The organism is Devosia beringensis (assembly GCF_014926585.1).
Classification (GTDB): Bacteria; Pseudomonadota; Alphaproteobacteria; order Rhizobiales; family Devosiaceae; genus Devosia; species Devosia beringensis.
Genome location: NZ_CP045422.1, coordinates 1,539,108 through 1,564,001, shown reverse-complemented (window position 1 = coordinate 1,564,001; position 24,894 = coordinate 1,539,108). Strand labels below are relative to the sequence as shown.

The following is a 24,894-nucleotide window of genomic DNA, read 5'->3' as shown; positions in this document are numbered from 1 at the left end:
AACAATCATCGTGCTAAATGCCTGTTCGACGAAGTCTTATGCTGGAAAGCGAACCCTGAAGTCGTCGATTGCCTCTTCAAAGCGGTCAAAGCCAGCAGCACGCATTTGCCCGGCGAAGCCCACGCTACGCTCAGTCCCGATAACTGCCGACCAAAAATATTGTATCATTCCGGCAGCATTTCGCTCACTCATCCTCATTATCGTAAGGCGGATACCGCTTTTTAACCCGCTCGGCGCCGTTGCAGAGGCAAGCACCGGATCAAAAACTCGCTCGTGAAGAAATTCCATGATCTCCTGCTCACGAACTCCGAGTTGCTTCGTCATGCCATACTCCTAGAATACAGCGAAGCCTGACACATCCACAGTGACTGGCAAGGCTTCTTTATCGACCGTCACGAAAGGTGTGGCCAGATTATCTCGATGTGTTTGAGGGTGGATTTTTTGCGTATCATTTAGCGCCATCGAGTTGAAGTCACGAGCAAGGTAGACAAGGCCGTTGCGCCCAGCAACCCACTGACGTTGCCCCCTGCGCCTAATCCAGTTTGAAGTAGGCTCTGGCCCCATCAGAAGGACCAGAGATGAAGCGAACCAGGTTCACCGAAGAGCAGATCATTGCGATCTTGAAGGAGCAGGAGGCCGGCGTTCCAGTTGCCGACCTGTGCCGCAAGCATGGCGTCAGCAATGCCAGCATCTACAAATGGAAGGCCAAGTATGGCGGCATGGACGTCAGCGAGGCCCGACGACTGAAGGCGCTTGAGGACGAGAACGCCCGGCTCAAGAAGCTGCTGGCCGACAGCATGCTCGATAATGCCGCGCTGAAAGATCTTCTTGGAAAAAAATGGTAGCGCCCGCCGCCGAGCGGGATGCTGTCGCCCATCTCCAGACTGCCTATGGGATGAGCGAGCGGCGGGCGTGCCGAGTATTGGGATGTTGCCGGATGACGATGCGCTACCAGGCGCTGCGAACCGATGACATCGTGCTGCGCGACCGGATGAAGGCCATTGCCCATGAGCGGCGACGGTTTGGCTATCGGCGGCTGCACGTCCTGCTGCGGCGGGAAGGGTATCAGGTCAATCACAAGCGCCTGTTCCGGATCTATCGCGAGGAGAAGCTGATGGTGCGCCGTCGAGGCGGCCGCAAGCGTGCCATGGGCACCAGGGCGCCGATGCTGATCCCAATGGCGCCCAACGAACGCTGGTCCCTGGACTTCGTCTCCGACCAGATGACCGACGGTCGGCGCTTCCGGGTGCTGACAGTGGTCGATGACTGCACACGCGAATGCCTGACCTTGGTTGCCGACACCTCGCTGTCTGGTCTGCGCGTTGCCAGAGAGCTGGAGACGCTGATGGCTACTCGAGGACGCCCCAAGATGATCGTCAGCGACAATGGGACTGAGTTCACGTCCAATGCCATCCTGGGCTTCGCTGACCGGATGGGGATCGACTGGCACTACATTGCCCCTGGCAAGCCGATCCAGAATGCCTTCATCGAGAGCTTTAACGGCCGGCTGCGGGACGAACTGCTCAACGAGACCCTGTTCCCATCGCTTGCTCACGTCCGGGCCACCGTGGCGTCTTGGCGCGCCGATTACAATCTGCACCGGCCGCACTCGCGGCTGGGTTGGATGACGCCTGCCGAATACGCCGACACCTTCAACCCGCGACGGGATCTGCCGCTCCGCTCAATGACCAGCTCCGCGCCAGCCCCCGTCGCTCACCCCGGCCAGATCGACCAAACTAACCGCCCGAGTCTACTTCACGCTGGATAGAAGTTGGGGGCAACGTCACCACCAAAACTTTGGTAGGCAGCTGCACGTGCAGACCTACGATGGATTATTAGTTTCATGCTGTGCCAGGCGGCTGCGTTAGGGGGTGAGCCAACTCAGTATGCCTGCCGCGACAGGAATGCTCAGCACCGAGAGGGCACCCAGAACGATTGCCGAAACGTAGGTGAATTTGATCCTGCCCCCCAGCTTCGGGTCATCCCTAGGAAATGCATCAGGGTTGACGAGCATATTCACATTGTTCCGCTTGTCATAAAGCTCGGCCAGCGCGCTCCAGTTGAAATAGGTGACTAGGCCGCATGAAAAGATCAGGACGATGCCTACAACTAGAGACCAAAGTGCCGGCTCTTTGGAGCTCCACGGGATGCCTTCCAAGTTACCGATCAAGACCATGCCGCCAAATTCTGCTGCTGCAATAGTCGTCACTAACCAGCGGCCATAGTCGCCGACCAGTTGCGAGACGAACTTATATCCATCTCGGTTTGCGTCGTAATAGGCCTTCGCCACCAGCCGATAATCGGGGTTGATTTGGACTGGTACCTGGGAGGGCTGTGGCTCCGGTGGCGCCAGAAACTTCAGCGCATTCAACGCTGAGTTGATTGAAGCATCCAGCAGCGCCAAGCGCTCCAACTCGTGATCCACAAATTCGCGGTGCTCTCGCACACAAATCGCGGCTAGTTCATTGCGTTCAGCGATGAGTAACTGAATCCGAGCTCTTAGTTCGTCCATCCTTCAAACTTATCATCCTCGCATGGCCAGCGCTATTACGCCGCGACGCTATTAACATCTCTATTGGTACACATCGCTGATCTATGCTTTGCGGCTAATATTCTGGCGGCACCGGGCTGTATTAGCTCTATCGACTTCACCAAATTGACCGAGGGTCCACGAGGCACCGCTCGTTGACCCAGCGAGTGCGAAATTAGTTAGGGCTTGCCGTATTATCCCCAAGCAGATCAATTCTGTCGAAGCTCGGACAATCCGAGGAGTTCTAACCCCCTACTCCGGAAACTCCCGCTCCGTCCGGACATAGCTCACACTTGTCGGCCGCCGCCGCCGCTCGGTCGCCTTGCATTTCTTGATGATGGCGCGCACGCGCTTGATCACGCCGATGCCCATGCCCTCGATTTCGAGCAGCTTGGGGCCCTCGATCTTGTCGATCTCGCCCAGCGTTTTCAGCCCGCAGCTTTGCAGCTTCTTGCCGGTGCCGTCCTCGTCGCGCAGATCGATGACCGCAATGTCCTGCCATTTGAGCGCGCCGCGCAGCCATGCCCGATAACTATCTGCCATGGTTTTCCTTAGCGCGAGCAGGAGCCCGCTGGCTATCCCGAACAGAGGTCACCCTTTGAACCTGTAGTCCCGATGATACTTCAGGAACTGTTGGTGTGGGCGCTCATCCGTCCTGGTGGGTAGGATTATGGTGCCTTCGGGCCGGATAAGCCGCCTCACAGTGTCCGGAACACGATCTTGGGCGACCAAGATCGAGTAATCATCATCAACTGCCAGCAGTCCGCGGTCGAACATCCAATGTACGGTCCCAGACAAGGCTAAGCCGTTCCGCACGCTATCCGGACCACTGTCCGCCACGGATCGAATGTGGGCCGCCTGGACTTCGGAGCGCCCACCACCATTGATGATTTTCATCCCAGTGATGGCGCAAGTGTCGACATAGGCCGATTTCACCGCGGCCGAGAACGCTCGGTCGCGGAAGGGGCGCTGGGTGATTTGAGTGATGATCGCACGTTCTACGCTGAAGGGTTCAAACTGCGTTTGGGACAGCTCTTCAAAACCCGCCAGTTGGGGAAGCGGATCTTCGAAAACATCGGGTTCCAGGCGCGCTCTAGGTGCCCGACCCAAAATATGAGCGTAGCCAGATTGGAGAATGAGGTCATATTCGGCATCAGCAATGTTTCGAACGGCACGTCCGAACGCCCCCTTGTTCGTAGTGCCGTCGGACTTGCGTAGACCTGCCTCGTAATAGTCACCTCCCCGGCGGAACGACACAGGGTGATCGAACGGCAGATAGTCAGACATGAGCGCATAGAAGTGCCCATCGATTGCAGGATGGGCGACGATCCCGGTAACGCGGGCAGTGGCGAAATAGCACAGTCGACCGCCGGAGCTGTTGAGTTCGCCGGTAGACCGTCGCGGCTCGTAGTAGATAATCCAATCGCCTACTGCCGCCTCGACTTGTCGTAGGTAAGTGGCCTGAAAATGATATCGGACCTCGGGAAGGTCCTCAAAGGTCGGTTCGATTTTGGTCGTAAATACCGCCTTCATGCCTCATCTCCGCCCCTGCTTCAAATACCCATCGACGCTGGCCGGCACTTCCACAGCCAGCCAGCTGCGCAGCGCCCGTAGCTTGCGGCTTTCCCGCCGTCCCTTGGCCACCACCAGGAAATAGCCCTGCGGCCCCTCCACCGGCCGCTTGAACGGCCGCACCAGCCGCCCGTCGCTCACCGTATCGGCGCTCATCATGTCGGCGGCCATCAGCACGCCCTGTTCGGAAATCGCCGCGTCGAAGGCCAGCGACGCATCCGAATAGATCGGGCCACTCAGCTTGATGGCGGGGTCGAGCCCCACTTCGGCCCGCCAGGCGTCCCAGCTCAGCATGGTGGTTTCGTCCTGGATCACCGGCACATGGGCGAGGTCGCTGAGGGTCCGCAGCCGTGCGGCCACCGGCGGCGCGCAGACCGGCTGATAGGCGGTGCCGCCGATCAGCTCGGCCGTCACCCCCGGCCATTTGCCATGCCCGAAGCGGATGCCGCAATCGACGTCCGGCCGGCTGAGATCGACCATAGTGGCCGATACATTGAGCCGCAGCTCGATATCGGGATGGGCCTGGCTGAACTTGGTGATGCGCCAGATCAGCCAGCGCGAGGCAAAGACGCTCCCCACCGTCAGGTTGAGCACGTTTTCGTCGCTGCCTTTGAGACTGGCCAGTCCATCGGCCAGCCCGGTAAAGCCGGCGGTCAGCTGCGGCAGCGCCGCCTTGAGCGCGGGCAGGGGCACGAGGCCACTCGGCGTGCGCTCGAACAGCTCCAGCCCCAGCCGCGCTTCGGCCCGTCGCAGATGCTGGCTCACCGCGCCAATGGTCACGCCCAGTTCCTCGGCCGCCGAGGCCAGCGCGCCGCGCCGCGCGACGATCTCGATGGCCCGCAGCGCATTGAGCGGAATGGGGAAGGGGTTTTCCATATAGTTTTTCTATACCGGCGTGGCGACCTTGTCCATTGTCGCCGGCCGGCAGCGGGGCCATATAACCAGCATTGCCAACCACACGACCCCAAGGAGGTCACAAAATGTCTAGTCTGTCACAATTGATGCGCCGGCTCGTCGCCCGCACCAGCCCCACCACCCGCTTTGTCCGCAATGTCGATCACCTGTCGCTGCGCGACTGGGCCGATCTGCCCCCGCATCACCCCCAATCCGGCCCATCGTCGTCCTGAGGCCACATTCGGCAGGTTGATGAGCGGCAATGTCGTTCTTGAAAGATCCTGCCATGCTCCGTACCCTTGCCGTGTTCTCCGTCCTCGCCCTCGGGTTTACTCCCGTTCTGGCCCAGGAAATCGTGCCGGCCGCGCCCGCTGCCCCGGCAGCGCCCGCCGCCGCCGCACCGGCACCCACCGATATCGAGATCAACCCCACCGAACCGCTGGCCGTGGCCTCGGCCCGGACCGACATGATGACCGGTTTTTACGCCACCCTGGCGGTGATCGACATCTGCGCGGTCACGGTCACGCCTGACGTTGTGGCCGGCATGGCCGCCGATCGCACCCGCCTCGAAACCGCCACCGGCCTTGATGCCGCCGCTGCCGCCGAGGCCTATGCCGAAGTGCGCGCCGATGTCGAAAAGACCGCCCCCGATTGCGCCGCCGGCAGTGCGGACCTGGCCAGCGTCGAGGCCGTCACCGCCATCTATGCCGAGGCTGCGGCCCAGGCGGCTGCACAGCCCGCCGTGCCGCCCGCCGGCGAAGGCACGCTCAACACCACGCCGGTGCCGCCCGCCCAATAGGCCCGCTCAGGATGGGGCCAGGCGCCCCATCCGCTATTCGCAGAGCAGCGCCGTGCAGCTGCTGCCATGGCAGCCCAGGTCGAGATGCAGGTGGTCCTCGTGGTCCTTGTTGGCCTCGGGGCCGAGCACCGTGGTGAAACTGCCGCAGGCCGCGTCATGCGCCAGCCGCAGCATGCGCCCCTCGGGCAGGTTGCCCGGCAGCCAGTTGTTCTTGACCGCCACGGTGCGTCCGTCTTCCAGCGTAAAGCCGCTGACATCGAGCGCATTGGCAAAGCCGTGCTCGCTCAGAAACCCGCCCTCGGCGCCATTGCGGTTGCGGCACATATAGCCCGGTCCGGTATTGATCTGCGCCAGCGGACTGTCCAGCATGGATTGGGCATAGCCATCCACCTGCGCCACCCAGCCGGGCAGGGCGCTGGCCATGCCGCAGTCAGTCGTCACCGGCTCCGATAGCGGCACCATCCGCCCCCGGCTCAAGACGGCGGTAATTTCCAGCGGCGATTGATTGCCGCATTGTCCGTCTTCGATTGGCGCCAGATAACGCCCCTCCACCTGCCCCTGGATCAGCGCCGGACAGGCACTCTGATACACCCGCGCCGGCGCGGCCTCGGCAACGGGTGCCACCGGCTTGGCTGGCTCTTCCACCGGCTCAACGGGCTCAACGGGTTCAACCGGCGCCGCGTCCTCCACCACTGGCTCTTCCGCGTCCGGCGTCACTGGCTCCGTCTCCACCGGCTCGGCCGCCGGCGCCGCATCGTCCACCGCCACATCATCCCCCTCAAATTCCGGCCGCGCCAGCGGTACCGGCGGGGCTACGGGCGCCACGCTGGGCCGCGCCACCACCGGCGGCGTCGGCCGCACCGGCCCGCTCGGCCGGGCCGTGTCGCGCTCCTGGATCGGCGCGACGATATCCTCGGCCAGGCGCTGCAGCGGTTTGAGCCAGTCCTGCGCATGTGCCTGGGCGAGGCTCGCCGCCGAAAATCCGAGGGAACAGGCGATGGCGGTGGCAAGGGCAACGGCATTGTGATGGCTGATCATGCAACGCCAACGCGCCAATCCCCGCTTCGTTGCCGCTGAGCGGTTAACGCGGCGGAAACCATCTTTGCGCGCCCCCTTCCATCTGCTATCAGCGCTGCCATGACAACGCCGCTTTCCCACATCCGCAATTTCTCCATCGTCGCCCATATCGACCATGGCAAATCCACCCTGGCCGATCGGCTGATCCAGTCCACGGGAGGGCTCGATCTGCGCGAGATGAAGGCGCAGGTCCTCGATTCCATGGATATCGAGCGCGAGCGCGGCATCACCATCAAGGCGCAGACCGTCCGGCTGACCTATAAGGCGCTGAACGGGGAGACCTATATCCTCAACCTGATCGACACGCCCGGCCATGTCGATTTCGCCTATGAGGTCTCCCGCTCCATGGCCGCCGTCGAGGGGAGCCTCCTCGTCGTCGACGCCTCCCAGGGCGTCGAGGCGCAGACCCTGGCCAATGTCTATCACGCGCTCGACGCCAATCACGAAATCGTCCCGGTCCTCAACAAGGTCGATCTGCCCGCCGCCGACATTCCGCGCGTCAAGCAGCAGATCGAGGACGTCATCGGCATTGACGCCAGCGAGGCGCTCGAAATCTCCGCCAAGACGGGCCTCGGCATCGACACCGTGCTCGAGGCGATTGTCCATCGCCTGCCGCCCCCCAAGGGCGATGTGGATGCTCCGCTCAAGGCGCTGCTGGTCGATAGCTGGTATGACTCCTATCTCGGCGTCGTCGTCCTCATCCGCGTCATCGATGGCACCGTCAAAAAAGGGCAAAAAATCCGCATGATGGCGGCCAATGCCAGCTATGAGCTCGATCGCGTCGGCGTCTTCACGCCCAAGCTGGTCGAAATGCCCGTGCTCGGCCCGGGCGAGCTCGGCTTTTTCACTGCCTCGATCAAGGAAGTGGCCGATACCAATGTCGGCGACACCATTACCGACGACAAGAAGCCCACCGCCCATGCTTTGCCGGACTTTCGCCCGGCCCAGCCCGTCGTGTTCTGCGGCCTCTTCCCCGTCGATGCCAGTGACTTTGACGAGCTGCGCGCCGCCATGGGCAAGCTGCGCCTCAACGATGCCAGCTTCTCCTACGAGATGGAAACCAGCGCTGCCTTGGGCTTCGGCTTCCGCTGCGGCTTTTTGGGCCTGCTGCATCTTGAAATCATCCAGGAGCGCCTGAGCCGCGAGTTCGATCTCGATCTCATCGCCACGGCTCCGTCGGTGGTCTACGAGATCGCGCTCACCGATGGCACCTCGATGCATCTGCACAATCCGGCCGATCTGCCCGATACGATGAAGATCGAAGAGATCCGCGAGCCCTGGATCAAGGCCACCATCCTGACGCCGGACGAATATCTCGGCTCCATTCTCAAGCTCTGCCAGGATCGCCGCGGCATCCAGAAGAACCTGAGCTATGTCGGCAATCGCGCCATGGTCGAATACGAACTGCCGCTCAACGAGGTGGTGTTCGATTTCTATGATCGGCTCAAGAGTATCTCGAAGGGCTATGCCAGCTTTGACTATTCCCTGGCCGATTATCGCGTCGGCGACCTGGTCAAGCTGACCGTTCTGGTCAATGCCGAGCCGGTCGACGCGCTCTCCATGCTGGTGCACCGCACCGTGGCCGAGGGCCGCGGCCGCCTGATGTGCGAAAAGCTCAAGGAGCTGATCCCGCCGCATCTGTTCGTCATTCCCATCCAGGCGGCCATTGGCGGCAAGATCATCGCCCGCGAAACCGTCCGCGCCATGCGCAAGGACGTGACGGCCAAGTGCTATGGCGGCGACGCCACGCGCAAGCGCAAGCTGCTCGAAAAGCAGAAAAAGGGCAAAGCCCGCATGCGCCAGTATGGGAACGTGGAAATCCCGCAAGAGGCGTTTATCAAGGCGCTGAAAATGGGGGATGAATAGGCGGTTGGCGCTTCGCGCCAAGCCGGCGCCCCAGTGGGGCGACGGCAGCCTATTCGCCGGGTCGCTGCCAAAGGCAGCGGGCACCCGGTACGATGGCGCCGTACGCGTCTCTCCAGCAACACTCCCACCTGGCCCCAAGACGTCATTCGACCCGTAGCGTAGGGCAAATCAAGCTAGGGGCGCGACTTGAATCGAGAAGATTAGGAGCGGTTCAGTAGCGCATTGAGTCTTTGCCATGCGCGCGTGTCTCGGGCTGTCGGGTCGGCCATAGCTATGTCATCAAGGAACTCGCCCATTTTGTACGGAGCGGCTCTAAGATTGTCTGGCACCACTGCGTTAGCAAGACTCAATACTTCCAGAGGCCAGCGTTGCACCAGAGATTTACCATCGGCGTCATCCGGCTGACGCATCTCCCTATAAATAAAGAGGTCTGGGTGGTCGACTGGTGTCAGGTACGGCAATATGGTCGCGACAATGTCCGGAAAATTGCGATGATCGGCCTCTGCGACTTGCAGCATAGTGTTCGTGATCTCGCTGCTGCGGTACATTGCTTCTTTCGGCCAAATCTCGGTCAGGAAAAGCTTTCCGAAGGATCGCCAGGCTTTATATTTTCCCACAATAGTGCTGAGCATCCAGAGTGCTGATTGCCTGGTTGCCGGGGATGCTTTCTGTAGCGCGGTTCTAGCCTCGCTGGGAGAAACATAGGCCCGGTCCTTTCGAAACCAGTACGCGCCGACTGTCAAAAGTTCTCCCATGGTCTGACGGACGCTTGATGAACCGACGAAATCGGTGTTGGAGAAAAGGCTAAGGAAGGCGCCCTTTAGTCGACTGAAAAGCTCCGCAGATTGCGGTAGAGCGCCGGCGGAAATAATTCCATTCCATAGGGCTTCGAATAGAGGCTCCCCTGGTTGCGCTCTACGAACTAGTTCGTTGCCGATACCCTTGGGATCGCAATAATAGAGCCAGTCAAGCCGCGAACCAGCCAGCGCCGCAGCATGATCGCTTCCCTCGCCTGGTGCCGACAGGGTTCTTAACAAGCGTCCAGTGAACGCCGCCGGAAGACCCTCGCCCTTGGTCCAGCGTTTCTTGGTCGGCAACATATCAAACAGACATTCCACCAGATGTCCCACTGGCGCGTTGATGGCGTGGTCTATAGTCTTTCTTGACTCCGTCACGACAACGCCCCCGACGGTAGTCTCGCCCATTCCGCTTTCTGTGGCCTGAGTACCTCCTGCCACTATCGCCGCTAAGGCGTCGTCCCATAGCTCCAGTACGGAATTCTCTTCTTAGCGCGTTCAAAGATTAGATCGAAATTTGTCGTGACCACGAAGGGCTCGTCTGTGGCACTCCTTGACAGCTTAAGTACGGTTTCGTGGAACTTCGACGACACTGTGAGCGGCGTTTGGAGAAGTTTCGTCACAGCGGCGTGGATGTGCTGATCAGTATAGTCGCGCTGAAGCGAGGAAAACACTTGGTCAAGCGGAGGCGCCAACGTTGGGTCGTCGGCAGCCAGGGATGCGGCCATTAGCTTCATCGCCTGAGCGTCATCCGCTACACCTAGGCCCGCCATAAGCTGCTTAGTCAGCTCAAAAAAACCCGGCAAACCAGCCGGCTTTGATACTCCCGCTCCGCAAAAGAAAACCACTTCGCCATTGTTCCGAAGGTCCAATAACTCGTTGGGTATAGAAGGCCCTGCTGCAACAAAACGCATTTCCCGATCCCCCGCGGAGAACACCGCCACAAGTCTCGAGGTGGGGCAAGCCCATAACTTTATCCCCACCCCCTCCACCCCGCCTTACCCTCTCCTCTCCAGCATCGCGCACGAGAGCAGTTTTCATGCACAACCACACCACAAAGCCGCCTTTCGGGGAAAAATCCCCTCAAGGCCAGCCTGCACCGCAGGCTGCGCCGGGTCCCGAACCCGGCTACACCACCACCGCCCTGGCCGAGCGCCATGAGGCGCTGTGGCTGAGCCTTGCCGCCCTGCATAAGGACACCGTGGCCCTGGGCGCCAAAAAGCCGAATGCGCCAACCTCCGATGCCGCGCGCATCGTCGCCGAAGGCCTGCTCAGCGATTGTGCGCCCTTCATCCGCCAGCGCCGGGAGCGCCTGCCGGTTGCCGCCATGGATCTGGCCGGGCTGGCGGTGCAGCTGGGCCAGGCTTTGGCCGCGCTTGAGGATTGGGAGAGCCGCCACACCAGCTGGGACGAGCGCTTCAACTGCCGCATCTGGCGTCTGTATCGCGGCTATCGGCCGATTCTGCGCCTCAAGCCGCCCGCCGCGGCGCTCACCTTCCAGCGCACCGATTTCGATGACCTGCGCGGCAAGCTGGCGGTGCGCATCGAGCGGCGCGAGCGGGGCGCCTATGAGCAGGGTTTCGAGGCCGGCCGCGCCGCAAGGGCCGGCGCGCCCGCCGACCCGACCGCGGTTGTTTCGGATCCTGCGCAAACTTATCCCCGGCTGCGCAGCCTCGGCTAAAATGGGGCCATCGCTCCACACGGCGGCCTGCAGGCGAACAGTGGTGGAGTGAGCCGGGTGGGGGCTTTGCCTCTCCCACAGGTTCCGAGACGGCCGTGCGAGGACGAGCGATCCCGTGCCGCCGAACAGTTCCAAAAACCGGCGCCCCGAGGCGGCTTCCGTCTCACTACTATCCATACCAGAGGCGGCAGCCGCCTCGGGGCTCGCCCATCCATCCATCCCCGGAGGCGTCCGCGCCGTCCGGCGCGCCGGCATGCACCCACCGGCTTTCCTTGCCCTTGCCCCCCCAGAGTGCTAATGAACCCTTCACGTTTTCAGCCTTTGATGGCTTGCCCAAGCGTTCCGGCCGTGCCGGGCGCTGGTGATCCCCCGAAACTTTGTCAACGTTTCTGCCCTCATGCGCATGTTGCCATGGGGAAATGCCCGTTCCCTGTGGATCGGGCGCAAGTTCGGATCACGCTCATGGCCATCAACGGCACCGTCAAGTTCTTCAACGCCACCAAGGGCTTTGGTTTCATCCAGCCTGACGAAGGCGGGGAAGACACCTTTGTTCACATCTCTGCCGTCGAGCGCGCTGGCATGTCCAGCCTGAACGAAGGCCAGAAGGTCTCGTTTGAAGTCGAAAAGGGCCGCGATGGCCGCGCCAGCGCCACCAATCTGACTGCCCTCTAGCATCCTTTTGCGGGCCGCCGGCGTTAAGCTGTGCGGCCCGCAATTTTGCCTCCGGAGCCTATCGCATGCACAAATACGCCGTCGGCCAGACGCTCGAAATGCTTCCCCTGCACGGCTCCAGCGCCCGCAAGGCCGCTGCCTGCACCATCGTCGCCTTGCTGCCCTATGAGGGCCATATGGTGCAATACAAGGTCCAGTCCTCGCTCGAAGCCTATCAGCGCATCGTCAGCGAAGCCGATCTGCGCGTGCCCGCCGAGGCCATTGCACAAGCCTGATTTCTGGCGCCAGAAATAATGCCGCCGTGACAAATTAGCTGTCACCGCGGCGCCATTTCCCGGCTAAGCTGGTCGCCATGACCACCTTGTCCGATTTCACCCTGCCTTTGCTCGATGGCACGCCCCAGCCGCTCGCCGCTTTTGCCGGCCAGCTGGTGCTCATCGTCAATACCGCCAGCAAATGCGGCCTCACCCCGCAATATGAGGGGCTCGAGGCGCTCTACCAGACCTATGGTTCCAGGGGCCTGGTCATTCTCGGCTTCCCCTGCAACCAGTTTGCCGGCCAGGAGCCGGGCAGCGCCCAAGACATCGCTGCCTTCTGCGCCCTCACCTATGAAGTGAGCTTTCCCCTCTTCGCCAAGACAGAGGTCAACGGCCCCGGCGAAAGCCCGCTCTATACCTGGCTCAAAGCCGCCCATCCCGGCGCCATCGAGTGGAACTTTGCCAAGTTCCTCGTCGATCGTTCCGGCAATGTCGTGCAGCGCATGGCCCCCGATACCGTGCCCGAGGCGCTGGTGCCGGCCATCGAAAGCCGGCTCTGACGCCATGACCGCGCCCGCCCGTCCGGTCCTGACCATCACCTACTGCACCCAGTGCAACTGGCTGCTGCGCTCGGCCTGGATGGCGCAAGAGGTGCTCTCCACCTTCAGCCTCGAAATCGGCGCCGTGACCCTCGTCCCCGGCACCGGCGGCATCTTCGAGATCAGCCTCGATGGTGACCTCGTCTGGGAGCGCAAGCGCGACGGCGGCTTCCCCGATGTGAAGGCGCTCAAGCAACTGGTGCGCGACCGCATCGATCCGGAGCGCTCGCTCGGCCATATCGATGGGCCCAAACATCCCCCTTCCAATCCGCCGCAGGCTGGCTAGTCTTGGCGGGCAAGCGGTCCCTATCGGCCGCATCAGAAGAGGAGGCCAGCGTCATGGCGCATGTTTTCAGGATCACTGCCGCTGCCAATGAGCAGTTCAAGTTCGCCTTTGTCTATAATGCCGAATCCATCGTCTGGTCGGAAAACTACAAGGCCAAGGCCAGCGCCAAATCGGCCATTGAATCGCTGAAGAAAAACGCCCCTGGCGCCGCCACGGTCGATCTGACCAAGGACGAAACCGGCAGCGGCTACCGTTTCGAGATCGCCGGCTCCAAGGATGGCCAGTTCTTCGTGCGCTTTGTCGCCTCCAATGGCGAAACCATGGTCCGCTCGGAAACCTACAAGGCCCGGGCCAGCGCCATCAAAGCCATTGAATCGGTCAAGAAGAACGGCCCCGACGCCCAGATTGTCGACGACGCATAAAGCCCGTTTTCTTTTCCCCGGCCGCTGGTCTAGTGTCCGGCCAAACAACGCTTGGGAGATTGCCATGTCATCGCTTCGCACCACCCTGCTGGCCGCCGCCGCCACGCTCATTCTCGGCCTCTCGGCCGCTTCGGCACAGGATCTCCCCGATCTGGCCGGCCAGGAAATCACCGCCGTCACCGAAAACGCCTATGTGCCGCTCAACTTCGCCGATCCGGCCACCGGCGAGGGCATCGGCTTCGAATACGACCTCTTCAACGAGATCGCCAAGCGCCTCAATGCCAAGGTCACCTGGGAGCTCGCCAGCTGGGACGTGATGATTCAGGCCGTGCGCGACGGCCAGTTCGATGTCGGCATGGATGGCATCACCATCAATGACGAGCGCAAGGCGCAGATCGACTTTTCCGACTCCTATCTCACCAGCCAGCAGCTCATGCTGGTGCGCGCCGATGAAACCCGCTTCACCGATGCTGCCAGCTTTGCCACCGATCCGACCCTGCTGATCGGCGCCCAGGCCGGCACCACCAATTTCTACGTCGCGGTCTACAATGTGCTCGATGGCGACGAGGCCAATCCGCGCATCAAGCTGTTCGACACCTTTGGGGCGTCGGTGCAGGCCCTGCAGGCCAATGACGTCGATACCGTGCTAATGGACCAGACCTCGGCCAATGGCTATATCGGCGCCAATCCGGGTGCCTTCAAAGTCGTCGGCACGCCTCTGGGCACCGAGGATTTCGGCTTCATCTTCGCCCCCGGCTCCGACCTGGTCGCCCCGGTCAATGCCGCTTTGGCCCAGATCAAGGCCGATGGCACCATGGAAGCGCTGCAGCAGAAATGGTTCTACGAATACAACTCGGCGCATTAGGCCTGCCGTCCGATCCACTCTGCAACCCTCCCCGCCGGGGAGGGTTCTCCAACCCACGGCCGGCATGACCTATATCCCCCGCAAGCCCACGCTTTTCGCCCGCATCCCCTGGTGGCTGCTGGCCATTCTGCTGCTGTTCACGCTCGGCTACTGGTTCATTGCCACCGATGCCGGCTATGCCCAGATCTTTGCCGCCGTCTCGGGCGGGCTGGGCACCACGCTCTGGGTCACCGGCGTTGCCTTTGCCGCCGCCACCACTCTGGGCCTGCTGGTCGCTTTGGCCCGCACCTCCGACAACCGCATCTTGCGCGAGCTGGCCACCTTTTATGTCGAGATCATCCGCGGCATTCCCGTGCTGGTCTTTCTGTTCTACGTCGCCTTTGTCGGCGCCCCGGCCATGGTCTCCGGCCTCAACTGGCTGCTGCAGCCTTTTGACACCGTCATCACCATCCGCCAGTTCGATTTCGCTTGGCGCGCCATTGTCGCGCTGACCGTCTGCTACTCCGCCTTCATCGCCGAGATCTTCCGCGCCGGCATCGAATCGGTCGATCGCGGCCAGCTCGAGGCGGCGCGTTCGCTCGGCCTCAGCCGCTTCAAATGCTTCCGCCTCGTCGTCGCCCCCCAGGCCCTGCGCACCATCCTGCCGCCCTTGGCCAATGACTTCGTCTCCATGATCAAGGACAGCGCCCTGGTCTCGGCTCTGGGCGTCCAGGACATCACCCAGCTGGGCAAGGTCTATTCCTCGGGCACCTTCCTGTTTTTCGAAACCTACAATGTCGTGGCTTTGCTCTACCTGACCCTGACCATCTCGCTCTCGCTGCTGGTGCGCCTGCTCGAGCGCCATCTGCGCGAAAATCATCGCTGACCCTTGCGCCATCCGCAGGCGCGGGCCATCTGTGGCATCTAACCCTGGGGAGCGCTCCATGAACCGTCTTGCCGCCTTGGCCCTTGCCGCCATCTTTGCCGTCACGCTTGCCGCCTGTGGTGACAGCCGCGAGGTCGGCAGCGTCGGCGTCGACTGGACCGGCAATGACATTGCCATCGATGCCCTGGCCGATCCGGAAGTCGATGGCGTGGTCTGCCACCTGGCCTATTTCAACCGCTCCTTCATCGATCGGCTGCAGCAGGGCAACTGGTTCGAGGACCCCTCCTATTCGGCGCTCGATTGCTCGGTTACCGGACCCATCACCATTGGCGACATCGCCACCCGCTCGGGCGGCGAGGAGATCTTCAAGGAAGGGCGCTCGCTGATCTGGAAGTCGCTGCGCGTCAGCCGCATCTATGACGCCGCCAACAATTCCCTGATCTATCTGGCCCATGCCCGCGAGATCCAGCAGGGCAGCGGCAAGATGAGCCTGTCGGTCGTCCCGCTCGATACCGAGCAGGTTGTCTGGAGCAACGGCGCCCCCGCCCGCACCGCCGCGCAATAGGTCCTGCCGAGGCCCATGCTGCCCCAAGCCTCAAGCTTGGAACATCATGGCGCCTGCGCCCGCCACAACACAAAAACATTCCGCCTGGCGGCGCTTCAATCGGGCCCGCCCAATGCGATATCTTGAAGACGAATAGCGGGCCTCCGGGCCCCGGAAGGAAGAGCACCATGTCGATTTTGATTGGCGACACCGCCCCCGATTTCACCGCTGATTCCAGCGAGGGCCCGATCCACTTCTACGACTATATCGAAGGCTCCTGGGCCGTGCTGTTCAGCCACCCCAAGAATTTCACCCCCGTCTGCACGACCGAGCTGGGCTATACCGCCAAGCTCAAGCCCGAATTCGACAAGCGCGGCGTCAAGGTGCTCGGCCTCAGCGTCGACAAGCTCGAGGATCACGCCGGCTGGGCCAAGGACATTGAGGAAACCCAGGGCACCGCGCTCAATTTCCCGCTGCTCGCCGATACCGATGGCTCGGTGGCCCGCGCCTATGACATGATCCACCCCAATGCCGACAACACCCTGACCGTGCGCTCGGTCTTCGTCATCGGGCCCGACAAGAAGGTCAAGCTCAAGATCGAATATCCGGCGTCCACGGGCCGCAACTTCAATGAAGTCCTGCGCGTCATCGACAGCCTGCAGCTGACTGCCAAGCATCAGGTCGCCACCCCGGTGAACTGGGAAAATGGCGACGATGTCATCATTGCCGGCTCGGTCAGCAACGAGGCGGCCAAGGCGAAATTCCCCGAGGGCTGGAAGGAACTCAAGCCCTATCTGCGCATTGTGCCCCAGCCTCGCGGCTGAGCCGAGAGACGTTTTCTCCCTGACTTTCCGGGGCGGCAACAGCAGTTGCCGCCCTTCTTTTTGCCTCAGCCGCCATAGCGTTCGGTCCGCACCACGGCGGCATCCAGCCCCGCTTCCAGCGCCGCATCGGCCGCCGCATTGACGAACCCATTGGCGCCACAGATGAACACGTGGCGCGGCGCTTCTGGCAGCAGGTTGAGCACGTCGTTGAGCATGGCAACATCCAGCCGCCGCGCATAATCCACGCCGCGCGCCGCTGCCCCGCGCGATAGCGCCAGTCGCAGGGCAAAGCCGGGCGCCGCGGCTTCCATTGCCAGCAGTTCTTCGCGGTAGAGAACATCCTCCAGCGTGCGGCTGGCCAGCAGCAGCACCGTCGGCACAGGCACTTTGCTGTCGCGCCGCTGCCGCAGCATGGCCATCAGCGGCGCCACGCCCGAGCCGCCCCCGATCAGCAGCAGCGGCCCGCCATCCTCGGGCCCCCAGACGAAATGCCCGCCCAGCGGCCCGCGCAATTCGATATCGTCGCCGACTGCGGCCACCTCGTGGAAAAATGGCGAGACTTCGCCGCTCTCCATGCGCTCGATCGCCAGCTCGATCCGGCCATCGGCGCTGGGCGCCGAGGCAATCGAATAGCCGCGCATCGCCTGATAGCCATCCGGCGCGCTCAGCCGCAGGTCGACATGCTGGCCGGCACGAAAGACAAAGGGCTGCGGCAGTTCCAGCACAAAGCTCTTGATGCGCGGCGTCAGCGGGGTGATCTGCACCAGCCTGGCAGCCTGCCAAACCGCCGCTTCCCCGGCTTGCTGCGGATGGGTCTCAGTCACCGCTATAGCGCTGCTCGCGCCACGGATCGCCATAGATATGATAGCCGCGCAGTTCCCAGAACCCGGCTTCGTCTCGCTCGGTGAATTGCAGGCCATTGACCCATTTGGCCGATTTCCAGAAATAGAGATGCGGCACCAATAGCCGGGCCGGCCCGCCATGGTCGCGCTCAAGTGGCTGGCCAGCATATTTCAGCGCCACCATGGCCTTGCCCAGGGTCAGGTCGGCTGTGGGAACATTGGTGGCATAGCCGTCCACGCTATGCGCCAGGGTGAACGGGGTGGGCGGTTCGACATAGGCATCGGCCAAGATGTCGTCGATCAGCACGCCTTCCCATTGCGTGTCCAGTTTTGACCAGGTGGTGACACAGTGGATGTCGCGCACCATTTTGGTCATGGGCAGGGCGTTGAATTCCGCCCAGCTCCAGCTCTTGATCGGGCGTGGACCCACCTTGAGGGTGAAGCGCCAGTCCTCAGGCGTAATGCGGGGCGTCGGACCGGCCGACAATACCGGAAAATAATCAACCAGATGCTGGCCGGGCGGAATGCGCTCGCGCTGCTCAGGCTCTCTCGGCCGCCCCGTAAATCCGCGTGTCACCACGTTCCCGCTCCTGCCTCGTGCCGCTCAGGCCGACACTATGCGCAGGCAGATTGCAGCCGGCAAGCCGGCTATTGGTCTGCCAGCACTGCAGGAAAAAGGGGCCCAAGGGCCCCTCACTTATCAGCGTCTAGTGCATGCTCACGAAGGGAAACAGCGCTGGCAGGTTGAGAATGGCGATCAGCCGGTCTTCCTGGCGCACCAGGCGCGATACCTTGGCGCTGCTGGGGTCGCCGCCCGAGGCCGGGGCGTCGCGGAATTCGTCGTCCTTGGCGAAGATGATGTCGGACACCGAGTCCACCAGGATGCCCACCGTGGTCTCGCCCAGCGAAACCACCAGCACCACATGGCCCGGAGCCGCGTTCAGCCGCTGGCCGCCCAGCATCGCCGAAAGGTCGTGTACTTCAACCACGGTGCCGCGGATATCGAGCACGCCGCAGGCCGAATAGGAGCCGTCCGGCAGTTCGGTTGTCGGCGACCAGCTGCGGATCTCGCGTACCGCCATGATGTCGACACCATAGCCGCGATCGCCAGCCGAAAAGGTGACGAACTGGTTGGTCGGTGGCACCAGCACACTGTCCTGTGCGCTGCCCGACGGTTCAAATTCGAGTGCTGTACTCATCAAAAACTCCGCTCGTATGGCTGCCCCGGGCGCCTGTCTTGCCCTATGCTTGCGGCCATTATTTTTGCAAATGATTTCAAAACCATTGAATAAATTCTCCGCATGCCTTTATTTCGCGGCGGATCGCTGGTCTTGCTGGCGCAAGTGTTTGACAAACTGCGCTTTTTTGGTCGCCGGGCCTCGATAACAATATTCGGCGCCAACGCTCTCGATTGCCGGCGGATCGGCCGCCGCCCGCACGGCAACCCGCCGAATCGTCCCTGGCGACCTAGCCCGGCTGCCGCCTAGGGCCGGCATGACGCTCCTGGCGCGTCATCAATTGGGTCATCCGCAGCGCCGCGATCAGACCCAGGCCGGCAATGCCCACGCCCACGGCAAACACCGCCACGATGGCCTGCCCGAAGGCAGCGCTGCTGCTGGCACTGGCATAGCCGGCAAGGTTGGCGGCAAGGCCCGCCAGCGCCGCCCCGATGGCATTGCCGGCCGATTGCGTGGTGGGGACGAGGGCCGCGACCCGATCGCGTTCAGCGTCGTCCGCCGCGCCCATCAGGGTCACGTAAAGGCTGCTATTGCCCAGCCCGAAGCCGGCCCCGATGGCGATCTGGGCCAGCAGCACGAGGACGATCTGCCCGCCCAGCAGCCCGCCGGCCACGCCGAATAGGCCCAGCACCAGCAGGGCGGGTCCCACCTTCATCAGCCGCATGCGCGTCGCCTGCTCGCTCACATTGGCCACGGCGATGGCCGCAGCACTCCAGGCCATGGCCAGCACGGCCGCGACAGCGCCAGCCAGGGTCGGGCCATAGGCCCACATCTGCTGCAGCAGCAGCACCAGATAGACCGCCGACGTCGCCCCCGCCACCGGCATCAGCAGCACCACCCAGAGCCCGTTGCCGACGACCGATCCGGTCCGGAAGGCATCGGGCGGCATCAGCCTGGTGCGGCTGTTCTTGTCCAGCATCACCATGCCCACCAGCATCGCCGCGGCAACGCTCAGCAGTCCCGCCGCCATCAGCGGGCCGGTGAGGCTTGCCAGTGCCACCAGCATGATTGCCCCGCCCACCAGCAGCAGTCGCAGGCCGGGGAAATCGGCATGTGTCGGTGCCGCATCCGCGCTGGCGGGGACAACCACCAGCACCATGCCGGCAAAGATCATGGCCAAGGGCACGCTGACTAGAAACGACGCCCGCCAGGACACGAATTCGGTGAGCAGGCCCGCCACCAGCGGGCCGCCGAACGAGGCGACGGCCCAGACCATGGCCTGCATGCCGAACACCTTGGGCACCAGCCGGGCCGGAAACAGTACGGGGATCAGGGCAAAGCATATCGCCGCCACCAGGCCCTCCCCCAGGCCCTGCAGCGCACGCCCCAGCAGCACCACCTCCATGCTGCCGGCCAGGCCCGCAATCAGCGACCCCACGAGGAAAACCGCCGCCGATACCAGCAGCGCCATGCGCGCGCCTACCAGCTGCTTGAACAAAGCTGCGCCGGCGCCCCCCATGATGGCAAACACCAGGAACAGCGTCAGCGTCCAGGCAATCAACGCTACCCCGCCCAGTTCCTGTACCGCCGTGGGCATGGCTGTCGAGGTGAGGAACGAGTTGAAAGCCAGTAGCGCCACGCCGAGCGCCAGGATGGCCATAGACGCGGCGTAGCGCGGCCCGAACACTTCGGCCCAGCGCCCGCCGCGCTCGCTATCATCGGTCATGCGGCAGGCCTCCCCTGGCTACGTCCCCTCTGCTATATCCCGACAATTAAAAAAGCAATCGCTTGTTTAAATGGCTTGCGGTGGATCAGGTCGCCAACGCCATCTTAACGGGCGCCGGTCCAAACTCGGCCCGCCCCGAACCAGGATCGAGCCGTGACCAGTCCCATCCCCCAGCGCAGAACAGATTGGCGCCTGGTGCTGCTCGTCTTTGCGGTGGCGGCAGCCATTCTGGTCGGCCGCGAATTGTTCGGCCGCGGCACGACGCCGCTCTTCGCCGATACCGATGACGCCATGCGCATGGCTCGCGTCATCGACTACATCGCGGGCCAGAACTGGTATGACCTGACCGCCCATCGCCTCAACACCCCCTTCGGCGCCGAGCTGCACTGGTCGCGCCTCGTCGATCTGCCCCTGGCCGGGCTGGTCATCGTGCTGACCCCGTTGTTTGGTCAGGCCACGGCCACGATGCTGGCCGGCTATCTCTGGCCCATGGCCTTGCTGGCCTGTGTGCTCTGGTTCAGCGCCCTGCTCGCCAACCGCCTTCTTGGTCCCGACGGGGTGCTGCCCGCTGTAGTCCTGCCGGTGCTCAGTCCCGCCCTCACGGCCGAATTCACCCCCGGCCGGGTCGATCATCACAGCGTCATCATCATCCTCACCTTGGCCATGGCATGGAGCGCCGTCGAGGCGGTGCGCCGCCCGCGCTTTGCCTGGCTCTGCGGTCTGCTGGCGGCTACCGCTTTGGCCATTGCCACCGAATCGCTGCCCGCCATCGCCGCCGCCATTGCCGCCTTCGGTCTGCTCTTCGTCGTCGACAACCGCCAGGCGGCCACCATGCGCCACTTCGGCCTGGCCTTCGCCATTGGTGCCATGGGGCATCTGGCCCTCTTCCGTCCCCCCACCCGCTGGCTGGAACCGGCCTGCGACGTGCTCTCGCCGGTCTATGTCGCTGTCGCCCTTGTGGTTGCCGCTGCCTTCACCCTCGCCAGCCTGCTGCCGGCCCGCGCGGCCTGGCAGCGTCTGGCCACGCTGGCGGTCCTGGGCGGCGCCGGTCTCGTTCTCGTCGCTGTGGCCTGGCCGCAATGTCTGGCCGGTCCCTATGGCGAGCTCGATCCCTGGCTGCAGGCCAACTGGATCGCCAATATCGTCGAGGCCAAGCCCTGGGCCACCAGCCTGTTCGAGCTGCCGGCCTATGCCATTGCCGTTGGCGTGCCGGTGCTGCTGGCCATCCTGGTCATGCTTTATCGCCTGGCCACCGTGCCGCAGGATCGTGCCCAGTGGGCTGTGCTGCTGGCCTTCCTGCTGGGGGCAGCCCTGATCATGCTCTTGCAGGTGCGCGGCGCACGCCTCGCCATCATGCCGGCCATGCCCGCGGCAGCCTGGCTGATCCTCTCAGCCCGCCATCGCTATGTTGAGCACCCGCGCCTCGTCAGCATGCTGGCGCTGCTCGGCAGCTGGCTGGCCTTTGCCGGGGTGATGCTCACGCTGCTGGTCACCCTGGCGGTCAATCTGGCGCCCGGACGGGCCCAGGAAATGGCCTTGGCCCGCTCCGGCAAGCAACCCTGCCTGCTGCCCACGGCCTTCACCGCTTTGGCAGCGCTGCCGACCGCGCGTGTCATGTCGCCCATCGATCTGGGCGCCCATATCCTGCTCTACACCCCCCATGCGGTGGTGGCCGCGCCCTATCACCGCAACCAGCAGGGGGTGCGCGACGCCTTTCGCTTCTTCAACGATCCACTGGCCGCCATCCGCCCCATGCTCGTCGCGCGCGGCATTGATCTGGTGGTGCTGTGCCCGGCTATGGCCGAACTGCAGGGACTGCCCGATCGGGCGCCCGACAGCTTTGCCAGCCTCTATGCCAAGGGTGAACTGCCGTCCTGGCTGGAGGAAGTGAGCGGGCCCGATGATGTGCTCAAGGTCTATGCGGTGCTGCCGCAATAGACCCGTCCAGCCCGAGTTCGGTCCGCAGCCTGCGGCTCAGCTTGCTGGCCACCAGGCGATGGGCTTCAACGATATAGGCCGCGATTTCCTCAGGCGTCAGCGGGCTGTCCGGCGCAATCGCCACCCACCCCGCCCGGGCAAAATAGGGTGCCGGCCTGATACCGTCGAGCTCGGTCAGCAGCTCGAAGGCCATCTCGGACACCTTAAGCCAGATTTCCCCGGGATCGGCATCGAGCAGCGTAAAGATCTTGCCGCCCACCTTGGCGACAGAATCGTCGCGCCACTGCCGCACCACGACCACGCTGGGCAGGCCGAGGACAAAAGCCTCAAAGCCCGCCCGCTGCGTCAGGTCGTCATCTGTCACTATCATGCGTCACCAGCCGTTGACGGTTTAACGATCTCGGTGGTGACACATCCAATGTCATGTGACGCCTTTTTCTACTCGGCGGCGACGCCCAGACCGATCGGGCAGCTGACGCCGGTCCCCTGCAGCCCGCAATAGCCGGCCGGATTCTTGGCCAGGTATTGCTGGTGATAAGTTTCGGCATAGTAGAATTCAGCGGCCGGCTTGATCTCCGTCGTGATCGTCCCCAGCCCCTTCGCGCTCAGCGCCTCCTGATAGGCGGCGCGGCTCAGCTCGACTGCCGCCGCCTGCTCGGGCGAGGTGGTATAGATCGCGCTGCGATACTGCGTGCCCACATCATTGCCCTGCCGCATGCCCTGCGTCGGGTTATGCTCTTCCCAGAAGGTCCTGAGCACGGTTTCGAGGCTGATCCGGGCCGGGTCAAAAACCACCTTCACCGCCTCGGTATGCCCGGTATGGCCGGAACACACTTCTTCATAGCTCGGATTGGGTGTGCTGCCGCCCTGGTAGCCCACGGCGGTGACGATCACCCCCGGCAATTGCCAGAACAGGCGCTCGGCGCCCCAGAAGCAGCCCAGCCCCAGATAGATGGTTTCCGCCTGCGCCGGATAGGGCCCCTTGAGGGCCGCGCCATTGACAAAATGCTGAGGCGCCACAGAGATTTGCACATCACGGCCGGGCAGGGCCTCGCCAGCGCTCGGCAGGGTGGCGGGTTTGGATTTGAAGAACATGGAATTTCCTTTCATGGCCTATTCGGCCGCTTGCCACTAATCGTTACAAGGCTCAGATCTGGTCCTGGCGCAGGAAGTGCTCGCGCCGCGGCGCCCTGCCTAGCAGCGCCAGAACAATCCCCGGCACGCCGAACACGGCAAAGGCCGGATAACTCAGCAGCGCCGTCAGCCCGGCGCCCAGCAGTTCGCCGAACAGGCGCGTCTGCACGAAATGCGTCGCCCCCGCCAGGCTCGGCGCATGCAACTGGCTCCACAGCGTGCCCAGGCTGGTCAGCACCAGCCCGTCTGCCCCCAGCGATCGTGTCCCGTCGATAACCAGCAGCACCAGCGCCAGGCCGATCAGCCAGGTTCCCAATGCTCTCACAATCAGCCGCATCCGCATGTCCTGTGCGCCTGGGGGGATAAGTCGTGACGCCCCCGCGCATCGCCCGTTTGTGCCATGTCCGCATGATATCTCACAAGGTGGCAACCCACTGCGGCAAAAACAATTGTCATCGCGGCGTCGTGATCCCTTGCGCCCCGGCCCGCGATAAGTATATTGCGCCTCGCTCGCGTCGGCCAACCAGCTGACCCCTCCGGTGTTTCCAACCGGGGTTACAGGCGATGCGGAGAGGTGGCCGAGTGGTCGAAGGCGCACGCCTGGAAAGTGTGTAGGCGGGGAACCGTCTCAAGGGTTCGAATCCCTTTCTCTCCGCCAGCATCCCAACAGAACTTTTCTTTGATTTGGCCTGTATCCCGCTCAAGCCCGCGAAATGGTGGGGTTCTGCGAATAATCCTTGAAGTAGCTCTTGTCGTGAAACGCCTTCCTCCTTCTCGGAAGCGGCCGCTTTCTCTAAAGCTCTGAAGTCGATGCGATCACTTCAAAGCGAGAAATAGCCAAGTTGTGTCCTGGCAGTTTTGAGGCGGTTTTGCGCCCCGTTTCAGACATTCATCGAGCTTCAGCGAAGTCCTGAAAGCAGCCGGTCCGCATTGCCAAGACAGGAGGCTGAAGTGGGGTGGATGAACGAACCCGCTGGCGCGGGAGGGTGGCCTCGTTGAGGTTGTCCGCACTAAGCTTCTGCGGTGTTTCGCCTGTTGTCTTGAATCTCAGTCGATGTGAATCCAAAGCTCTGCTTGGTATGAGATTTGGCGATCTCCATAAGGCTGGTAATTACGTATTCCGACTATCAAGGGGAGATCGTGCAAACCACCCTTACACTAGACAACTCAGCTGCAAGGTCCACCCCAATCCCGGCTCCGAAGCGCGCTCAGCCGGCGATGCCTGAACATTGCTTGGTTATGCCGAGGTCAAACAACGGTTTGTCTGCAACTGTTGGTGCTGCTTGGATGTACGCGGCTCTCGTAGCCGCCATGCATGTTTCGTAGTCGGACTTTTTCAGCAATTGGACACTCGCCAGCAATATGGCGGCGGTCACTATGGCAATGGCGATGAGCTTGGCATCTGCAGTAATCGGCATGGTGTTTCCCCTTAGAGCACCGTGCACTAATGCCCGTCACTGAGCCAGCCCCAGGGGGAGCAAAAGGTCAAAAGGGCCTCGCCATCGGACCCGGACCTATTCGTCACC

General features: G+C 62.7%; 31 protein-coding genes, 1 tRNA gene and 1 pseudogene. 17 read left to right on the top strand and 16 right to left on the bottom strand.

All coding sequences use genetic code 11. The annotated features are described in order from the left end of the window. Positions 1-36: 36 nt before the first annotated feature. Positions 37-324 (bottom strand): hypothetical protein, encoded by a 288-nt coding sequence (locus GDR53_RS07605; RefSeq protein ID WP_193337460.1) that lies wholly within the window; start codon positions 322-324, stop codon positions 37-39. 254 nt (positions 325-578) lie between these two features. Between GDR53_RS07605 and GDR53_RS07600 the strand changes: the two genes are divergently transcribed. Next, positions 579-1,768, top strand: a protein-coding gene (locus GDR53_RS07600) for an IS3 family transposase (protein WP_193334513.1) whose coding sequence is annotated in 2 segments (ribosomal slippage) — positions 579-837 and positions 837-1,768 — 1,191 coding nt in all. Because the reading frame shifts where the segments join, the coding sequence is not laid out codon by codon here. Positions 1,769-1,864: 96 nt separating this feature from the next. On the opposite strand, the gene GDR53_RS07595 is transcribed toward GDR53_RS07600, so the two are convergent. The 4 genes from GDR53_RS07595 to GDR53_RS07580 form a co-directional block, all read right to left on the bottom strand. Further along, complete coding sequence (locus tag GDR53_RS07595; protein ID WP_193337459.1) at positions 1,865-2,512, bottom strand: hypothetical protein; 648 nt, start codon at positions 2,510-2,512, stop codon at positions 1,865-1,867. A gap of 270 nt (positions 2,513-2,782) precedes the next feature. Then, a complete protein-coding gene (locus GDR53_RS07590; RefSeq protein ID WP_193337458.1) occupies positions 2,783-3,073 on the bottom strand; it encodes a hypothetical protein in 291 nt (96 codons plus the stop codon). Positions 3,074-3,121: 48 nt separating this feature from the next. Continuing rightward, on the bottom strand, positions 3,122-4,063 hold the full coding sequence (locus GDR53_RS07585; protein WP_193337457.1) for an HNH endonuclease: 942 nt from the start codon (positions 4,061-4,063) through the stop codon (positions 3,122-3,124). Between the two features lie 3 nt (positions 4,064-4,066). After that, entirely contained in the window at positions 4,067-4,978 is a 912-nt protein-coding gene (locus GDR53_RS07580; protein WP_193337456.1) for a LysR substrate-binding domain-containing protein, read from the bottom strand. 104 nt (positions 4,979-5,082) lie between these two features. On the opposite strand from GDR53_RS07580, the gene GDR53_RS07575 reads away from it, so the two are divergent. Together GDR53_RS07575 and GDR53_RS07570 are read left to right on the top strand one after the other, a co-directional pair. Beyond that, the gene (locus GDR53_RS07575) at positions 5,083-5,229 is read left to right on the top strand and encodes a hypothetical protein (RefSeq protein ID WP_193337455.1); all 147 of its coding nucleotides are present in this window, start codon (positions 5,083-5,085) and stop codon (positions 5,227-5,229) included. 53 nt (positions 5,230-5,282) lie between these two features. Continuing rightward, entirely contained in the window at positions 5,283-5,795 is a 513-nt protein-coding gene (locus GDR53_RS07570) for a hypothetical protein (protein ID WP_193337454.1), read from the top strand. Positions 5,796-5,828: 33 nt separating this feature from the next. Here GDR53_RS07570 and GDR53_RS07565 read toward each other — a convergent pair whose 3' ends face one another. Beyond that, positions 5,829-6,833 (bottom strand): extensin-like domain-containing protein, encoded by a 1,005-nt coding sequence (locus GDR53_RS07565; protein WP_193337453.1) that lies wholly within the window; start codon positions 6,831-6,833, stop codon positions 5,829-5,831. 99 nt (positions 6,834-6,932) lie between these two features. On the opposite strand from GDR53_RS07565, the gene lepA reads away from it, so the two are divergent. Then, positions 6,933-8,738: a translation elongation factor 4 gene (gene lepA, locus GDR53_RS07560; protein ID WP_193337452.1), complete on the top strand. Its 1,806-nt coding sequence runs from the start codon at positions 6,933-6,935 to the stop codon at positions 8,736-8,738. Positions 8,739-8,938: 200 nt separating this feature from the next. Here the strand turns inward: lepA and GDR53_RS07555 are convergent, their stop codons facing one another. Beyond that, the gene (locus tag GDR53_RS07555; RefSeq protein WP_193337451.1) at positions 8,939-9,943 is read right to left on the bottom strand and encodes a hypothetical protein; all 1,005 of its coding nucleotides are present in this window, start codon (positions 9,941-9,943) and stop codon (positions 8,939-8,941) included. 41 nt (positions 9,944-9,984) lie between these two features. Continuing rightward, the gene (locus GDR53_RS07550; RefSeq protein ID WP_193337450.1) at positions 9,985-10,449 is read right to left on the bottom strand and encodes an SIR2 family protein; all 465 of its coding nucleotides are present in this window, start codon (positions 10,447-10,449) and stop codon (positions 9,985-9,987) included. A 125-nt stretch (positions 10,450-10,574) separates the two neighbouring features. Here GDR53_RS07550 and GDR53_RS07545 point away from each other — a divergent pair, with 125 nt between their 5' ends. From GDR53_RS07545 to GDR53_RS07500, 11 genes and pseudogenes are all read left to right on the top strand, one after another. Continuing rightward, positions 10,575-11,216, top strand: a complete 642-nt coding sequence (locus tag GDR53_RS07545) for a hypothetical protein (RefSeq protein ID WP_193337449.1) — start codon at positions 10,575-10,577, stop codon at positions 11,214-11,216. 462 nt (positions 11,217-11,678) lie between these two features. Further along, positions 11,679-11,888 (top strand): cold-shock protein, encoded by a 210-nt coding sequence (locus GDR53_RS07540; protein WP_193337448.1) that lies wholly within the window; start codon positions 11,679-11,681, stop codon positions 11,886-11,888. Between the two features lie 65 nt (positions 11,889-11,953). Beyond that, entirely contained in the window at positions 11,954-12,163 is a 210-nt protein-coding gene (locus GDR53_RS07535) for a hypothetical protein (protein WP_193337447.1), read from the top strand. Between the two features lie 77 nt (positions 12,164-12,240). After that, positions 12,241-12,705, top strand: a complete 465-nt coding sequence (locus GDR53_RS07530; RefSeq protein ID WP_193337446.1) for a glutathione peroxidase — start codon at positions 12,241-12,243, stop codon at positions 12,703-12,705. 4 nt (positions 12,706-12,709) lie between these two features. Then, on the top strand, positions 12,710-13,030 hold the full coding sequence (locus GDR53_RS07525) for a SelT/SelW/SelH family protein (protein WP_193337445.1): 321 nt from the start codon (positions 12,710-12,712) through the stop codon (positions 13,028-13,030). Positions 13,031-13,083: 53 nt separating this feature from the next. Further along, positions 13,084-13,191 (top strand): annotated as a pseudogene (locus GDR53_RS19920) (YegP family protein); the annotation flags it as partial. A 60-nt stretch (positions 13,192-13,251) separates the two neighbouring features. Continuing rightward, entirely contained in the window at positions 13,252-13,452 is a 201-nt protein-coding gene (locus GDR53_RS19740) for a YegP family protein (protein WP_232846798.1), read from the top strand. Positions 13,453-13,516: 64 nt separating this feature from the next. Continuing rightward, positions 13,517-14,317, top strand: coding sequence for a substrate-binding periplasmic protein (locus GDR53_RS07515; protein WP_193337443.1), 801 nt, complete (start codon positions 13,517-13,519; stop codon positions 14,315-14,317). Between the two features lie 64 nt (positions 14,318-14,381). Continuing rightward, positions 14,382-15,182, top strand: a complete 801-nt coding sequence (locus GDR53_RS07510) for an amino acid ABC transporter permease (RefSeq protein WP_193337442.1) — start codon at positions 14,382-14,384, stop codon at positions 15,180-15,182. A 58-nt stretch (positions 15,183-15,240) separates the two neighbouring features. Further along, on the top strand, positions 15,241-15,747 hold the full coding sequence (locus tag GDR53_RS07505) for a CreA family protein (RefSeq protein ID WP_193337441.1): 507 nt from the start codon (positions 15,241-15,243) through the stop codon (positions 15,745-15,747). A gap of 167 nt (positions 15,748-15,914) precedes the next feature. Further along, complete coding sequence (locus GDR53_RS07500; RefSeq protein WP_193337440.1) at positions 15,915-16,550, top strand: peroxiredoxin; 636 nt, start codon at positions 15,915-15,917, stop codon at positions 16,548-16,550. A 65-nt stretch (positions 16,551-16,615) separates the two neighbouring features. Here the strand turns inward: GDR53_RS07500 and GDR53_RS07495 are convergent, their stop codons facing one another. From GDR53_RS07495 to GDR53_RS07480, 4 genes are all read right to left on the bottom strand, one after another. Further along, positions 16,616-17,374, bottom strand: a complete 759-nt coding sequence (locus tag GDR53_RS07495; protein WP_232846755.1) for an FAD-binding oxidoreductase — start codon at positions 17,372-17,374, stop codon at positions 16,616-16,618. Then, positions 17,367-17,972 carry a molybdopterin-dependent oxidoreductase gene (locus GDR53_RS07490; protein WP_193337438.1) on the bottom strand — a complete coding sequence of 202 codons (606 nt, stop codon included), beginning with the start codon at positions 17,970-17,972 and terminating at the stop codon, positions 17,367-17,369. Before GDR53_RS07490 ends, GDR53_RS07495 begins: the two co-directional genes overlap by 8 nt. Positions 17,973-18,099: 127 nt before the next feature. After that, a complete protein-coding gene (locus GDR53_RS07485; protein ID WP_193337437.1) occupies positions 18,100-18,591 on the bottom strand; it encodes a chemotaxis protein CheW in 492 nt (163 codons plus the stop codon). A 268-nt stretch (positions 18,592-18,859) separates the two neighbouring features. Further along, positions 18,860-20,296 (bottom strand): MFS transporter, encoded by a 1,437-nt coding sequence (locus GDR53_RS07480; protein ID WP_193337436.1) that lies wholly within the window; start codon positions 20,294-20,296, stop codon positions 18,860-18,862. Between the two features lie 153 nt (positions 20,297-20,449). Here GDR53_RS07480 and GDR53_RS07475 point away from each other — a divergent pair, with 153 nt between their 5' ends. Further along, a complete protein-coding gene (locus GDR53_RS07475; RefSeq protein WP_193337435.1) occupies positions 20,450-22,234 on the top strand; it encodes a hypothetical protein in 1,785 nt (594 codons plus the stop codon). Here the strand turns inward: GDR53_RS07475 and GDR53_RS07470 are convergent. The 3 genes from GDR53_RS07470 to GDR53_RS07460 all read right to left on the bottom strand — a co-directional run bounded on the left by GDR53_RS07470 (position 22,206) and on the right by GDR53_RS07460 (position 23,705). Next, a complete protein-coding gene (locus GDR53_RS07470; protein WP_193337434.1) occupies positions 22,206-22,604 on the bottom strand; it encodes an MmcQ/YjbR family DNA-binding protein in 399 nt (132 codons plus the stop codon). The two genes, GDR53_RS07475 and GDR53_RS07470, sit on opposite strands and share 29 nt — an antisense overlap. A 68-nt stretch (positions 22,605-22,672) precedes the next feature. Beyond that, a complete protein-coding gene (gene msrA / locus GDR53_RS07465; protein ID WP_193337433.1) occupies positions 22,673-23,329 on the bottom strand; it encodes a peptide-methionine (S)-S-oxide reductase MsrA in 657 nt (218 codons plus the stop codon). A gap of 52 nt (positions 23,330-23,381) precedes the next feature. Then, positions 23,382-23,705: a hypothetical protein gene (locus GDR53_RS07460; protein ID WP_193337432.1), complete on the bottom strand. Its 324-nt coding sequence runs from the start codon at positions 23,703-23,705 to the stop codon at positions 23,382-23,384. 231 nt (positions 23,706-23,936) lie between these two features. Between GDR53_RS07460 and GDR53_RS07455 the strand changes: the two genes are divergently transcribed. Further along, a tRNA-Ser gene (locus GDR53_RS07455) sits at positions 23,937-24,026 on the top strand. 550 nt (positions 24,027-24,576) lie between these two features. Here GDR53_RS07455 and GDR53_RS07450 read toward each other — a convergent pair. Beyond that, a complete protein-coding gene (locus tag GDR53_RS07450; protein ID WP_193337431.1) occupies positions 24,577-24,786 on the bottom strand; it encodes a hypothetical protein in 210 nt (69 codons plus the stop codon). Positions 24,787-24,894: the final 108 nt, after the last annotated feature.

Excerpts from the sequence above, each read along its gene's own strand:
- GDR53_RS07530 (WP_193337446.1), top strand. The coding sequence starts at position 12,241 with ATGACCACCTTGTCCGATTTCACCCTGCCTTTGCTCGATGGCACGCCC.
- GDR53_RS07460 (WP_193337432.1), bottom strand. The coding sequence starts at position 23,705 with ATGCGGCTGATTGTGAGAGCATTGGGAACCTGGCTGATCGGCCTGGCG.
- GDR53_RS07470 (WP_193337434.1), bottom strand. The coding sequence starts at position 22,604 with ATGATAGTGACAGATGACGACCTGACGCAGCGGGCGGGCTTTGAGGCT.
- msrA (WP_193337433.1), bottom strand. The coding sequence starts at position 23,329 with ATGTTCTTCAAATCCAAACCCGCCACCCTGCCGAGCGCTGGCGAGGCC.
- GDR53_RS07515 (WP_193337443.1), top strand. The coding sequence starts at position 13,517 with ATGTCATCGCTTCGCACCACCCTGCTGGCCGCCGCCGCCACGCTCATT.
- GDR53_RS07500 (WP_193337440.1), top strand. The coding sequence starts at position 15,915 with ATGTCGATTTTGATTGGCGACACCGCCCCCGATTTCACCGCTGATTCC.
- GDR53_RS07485 (WP_193337437.1), bottom strand. The coding sequence starts at position 18,591 with ATGAGTACAGCACTCGAATTTGAACCGTCGGGCAGCGCACAGGACAGT.
- lepA (WP_193337452.1), top strand. The coding sequence starts at position 6,933 with ATGACAACGCCGCTTTCCCACATCCGCAATTTCTCCATCGTCGCCCAT.
- GDR53_RS07535 (WP_193337447.1), top strand. The coding sequence starts at position 11,954 with ATGCACAAATACGCCGTCGGCCAGACGCTCGAAATGCTTCCCCTGCAC.
- GDR53_RS07590 (WP_193337458.1), bottom strand. The coding sequence starts at position 3,073 with ATGGCAGATAGTTATCGGGCATGGCTGCGCGGCGCGCTCAAATGGCAG.
- GDR53_RS07575 (WP_193337455.1), top strand. The coding sequence starts at position 5,083 with ATGTCTAGTCTGTCACAATTGATGCGCCGGCTCGTCGCCCGCACCAGC.
- GDR53_RS07540 (WP_193337448.1), top strand. The coding sequence starts at position 11,679 with ATGGCCATCAACGGCACCGTCAAGTTCTTCAACGCCACCAAGGGCTTT.
- GDR53_RS07505 (WP_193337441.1), top strand. The coding sequence starts at position 15,241 with ATGAACCGTCTTGCCGCCTTGGCCCTTGCCGCCATCTTTGCCGTCACG.
- GDR53_RS07605 (WP_193337460.1), bottom strand. The coding sequence starts at position 324 with ATGACGAAGCAACTCGGAGTTCGTGAGCAGGAGATCATGGAATTTCTT.
- GDR53_RS07570 (WP_193337454.1), top strand. The coding sequence starts at position 5,283 with ATGCTCCGTACCCTTGCCGTGTTCTCCGTCCTCGCCCTCGGGTTTACT.
- GDR53_RS07480 (WP_193337436.1), bottom strand. The coding sequence starts at position 20,296 with ATGACCGATGATAGCGAGCGCGGCGGGCGCTGGGCCGAAGTGTTCGGG.
- GDR53_RS07555 (WP_193337451.1), bottom strand. The coding sequence starts at position 9,943 with ATGGGCGAGACTACCGTCGGGGGCGTTGTCGTGACGGAGTCAAGAAAG.
- GDR53_RS07550 (WP_193337450.1), bottom strand. The coding sequence starts at position 10,449 with ATGCGTTTTGTTGCAGCAGGGCCTTCTATACCCAACGAGTTATTGGAC.
- GDR53_RS07450 (WP_193337431.1), bottom strand. The coding sequence starts at position 24,786 with ATGCCGATTACTGCAGATGCCAAGCTCATCGCCATTGCCATAGTGACC.
- GDR53_RS07580 (WP_193337456.1), bottom strand. The coding sequence starts at position 4,978 with ATGGAAAACCCCTTCCCCATTCCGCTCAATGCGCTGCGGGCCATCGAG.
- GDR53_RS07585 (WP_193337457.1), bottom strand. The coding sequence starts at position 4,063 with ATGAAGGCGGTATTTACGACCAAAATCGAACCGACCTTTGAGGACCTT.
- GDR53_RS07525 (WP_193337445.1), top strand. The coding sequence starts at position 12,710 with ATGACCGCGCCCGCCCGTCCGGTCCTGACCATCACCTACTGCACCCAG.
- GDR53_RS07565 (WP_193337453.1), bottom strand. The coding sequence starts at position 6,833 with ATGATCAGCCATCACAATGCCGTTGCCCTTGCCACCGCCATCGCCTGT.
- GDR53_RS07510 (WP_193337442.1), top strand. The coding sequence starts at position 14,382 with ATGACCTATATCCCCCGCAAGCCCACGCTTTTCGCCCGCATCCCCTGG.
- GDR53_RS07595 (WP_193337459.1), bottom strand. The coding sequence starts at position 2,512 with ATGGACGAACTAAGAGCTCGGATTCAGTTACTCATCGCTGAACGCAAT.
- GDR53_RS07545 (WP_193337449.1), top strand. The coding sequence starts at position 10,575 with ATGCACAACCACACCACAAAGCCGCCTTTCGGGGAAAAATCCCCTCAA.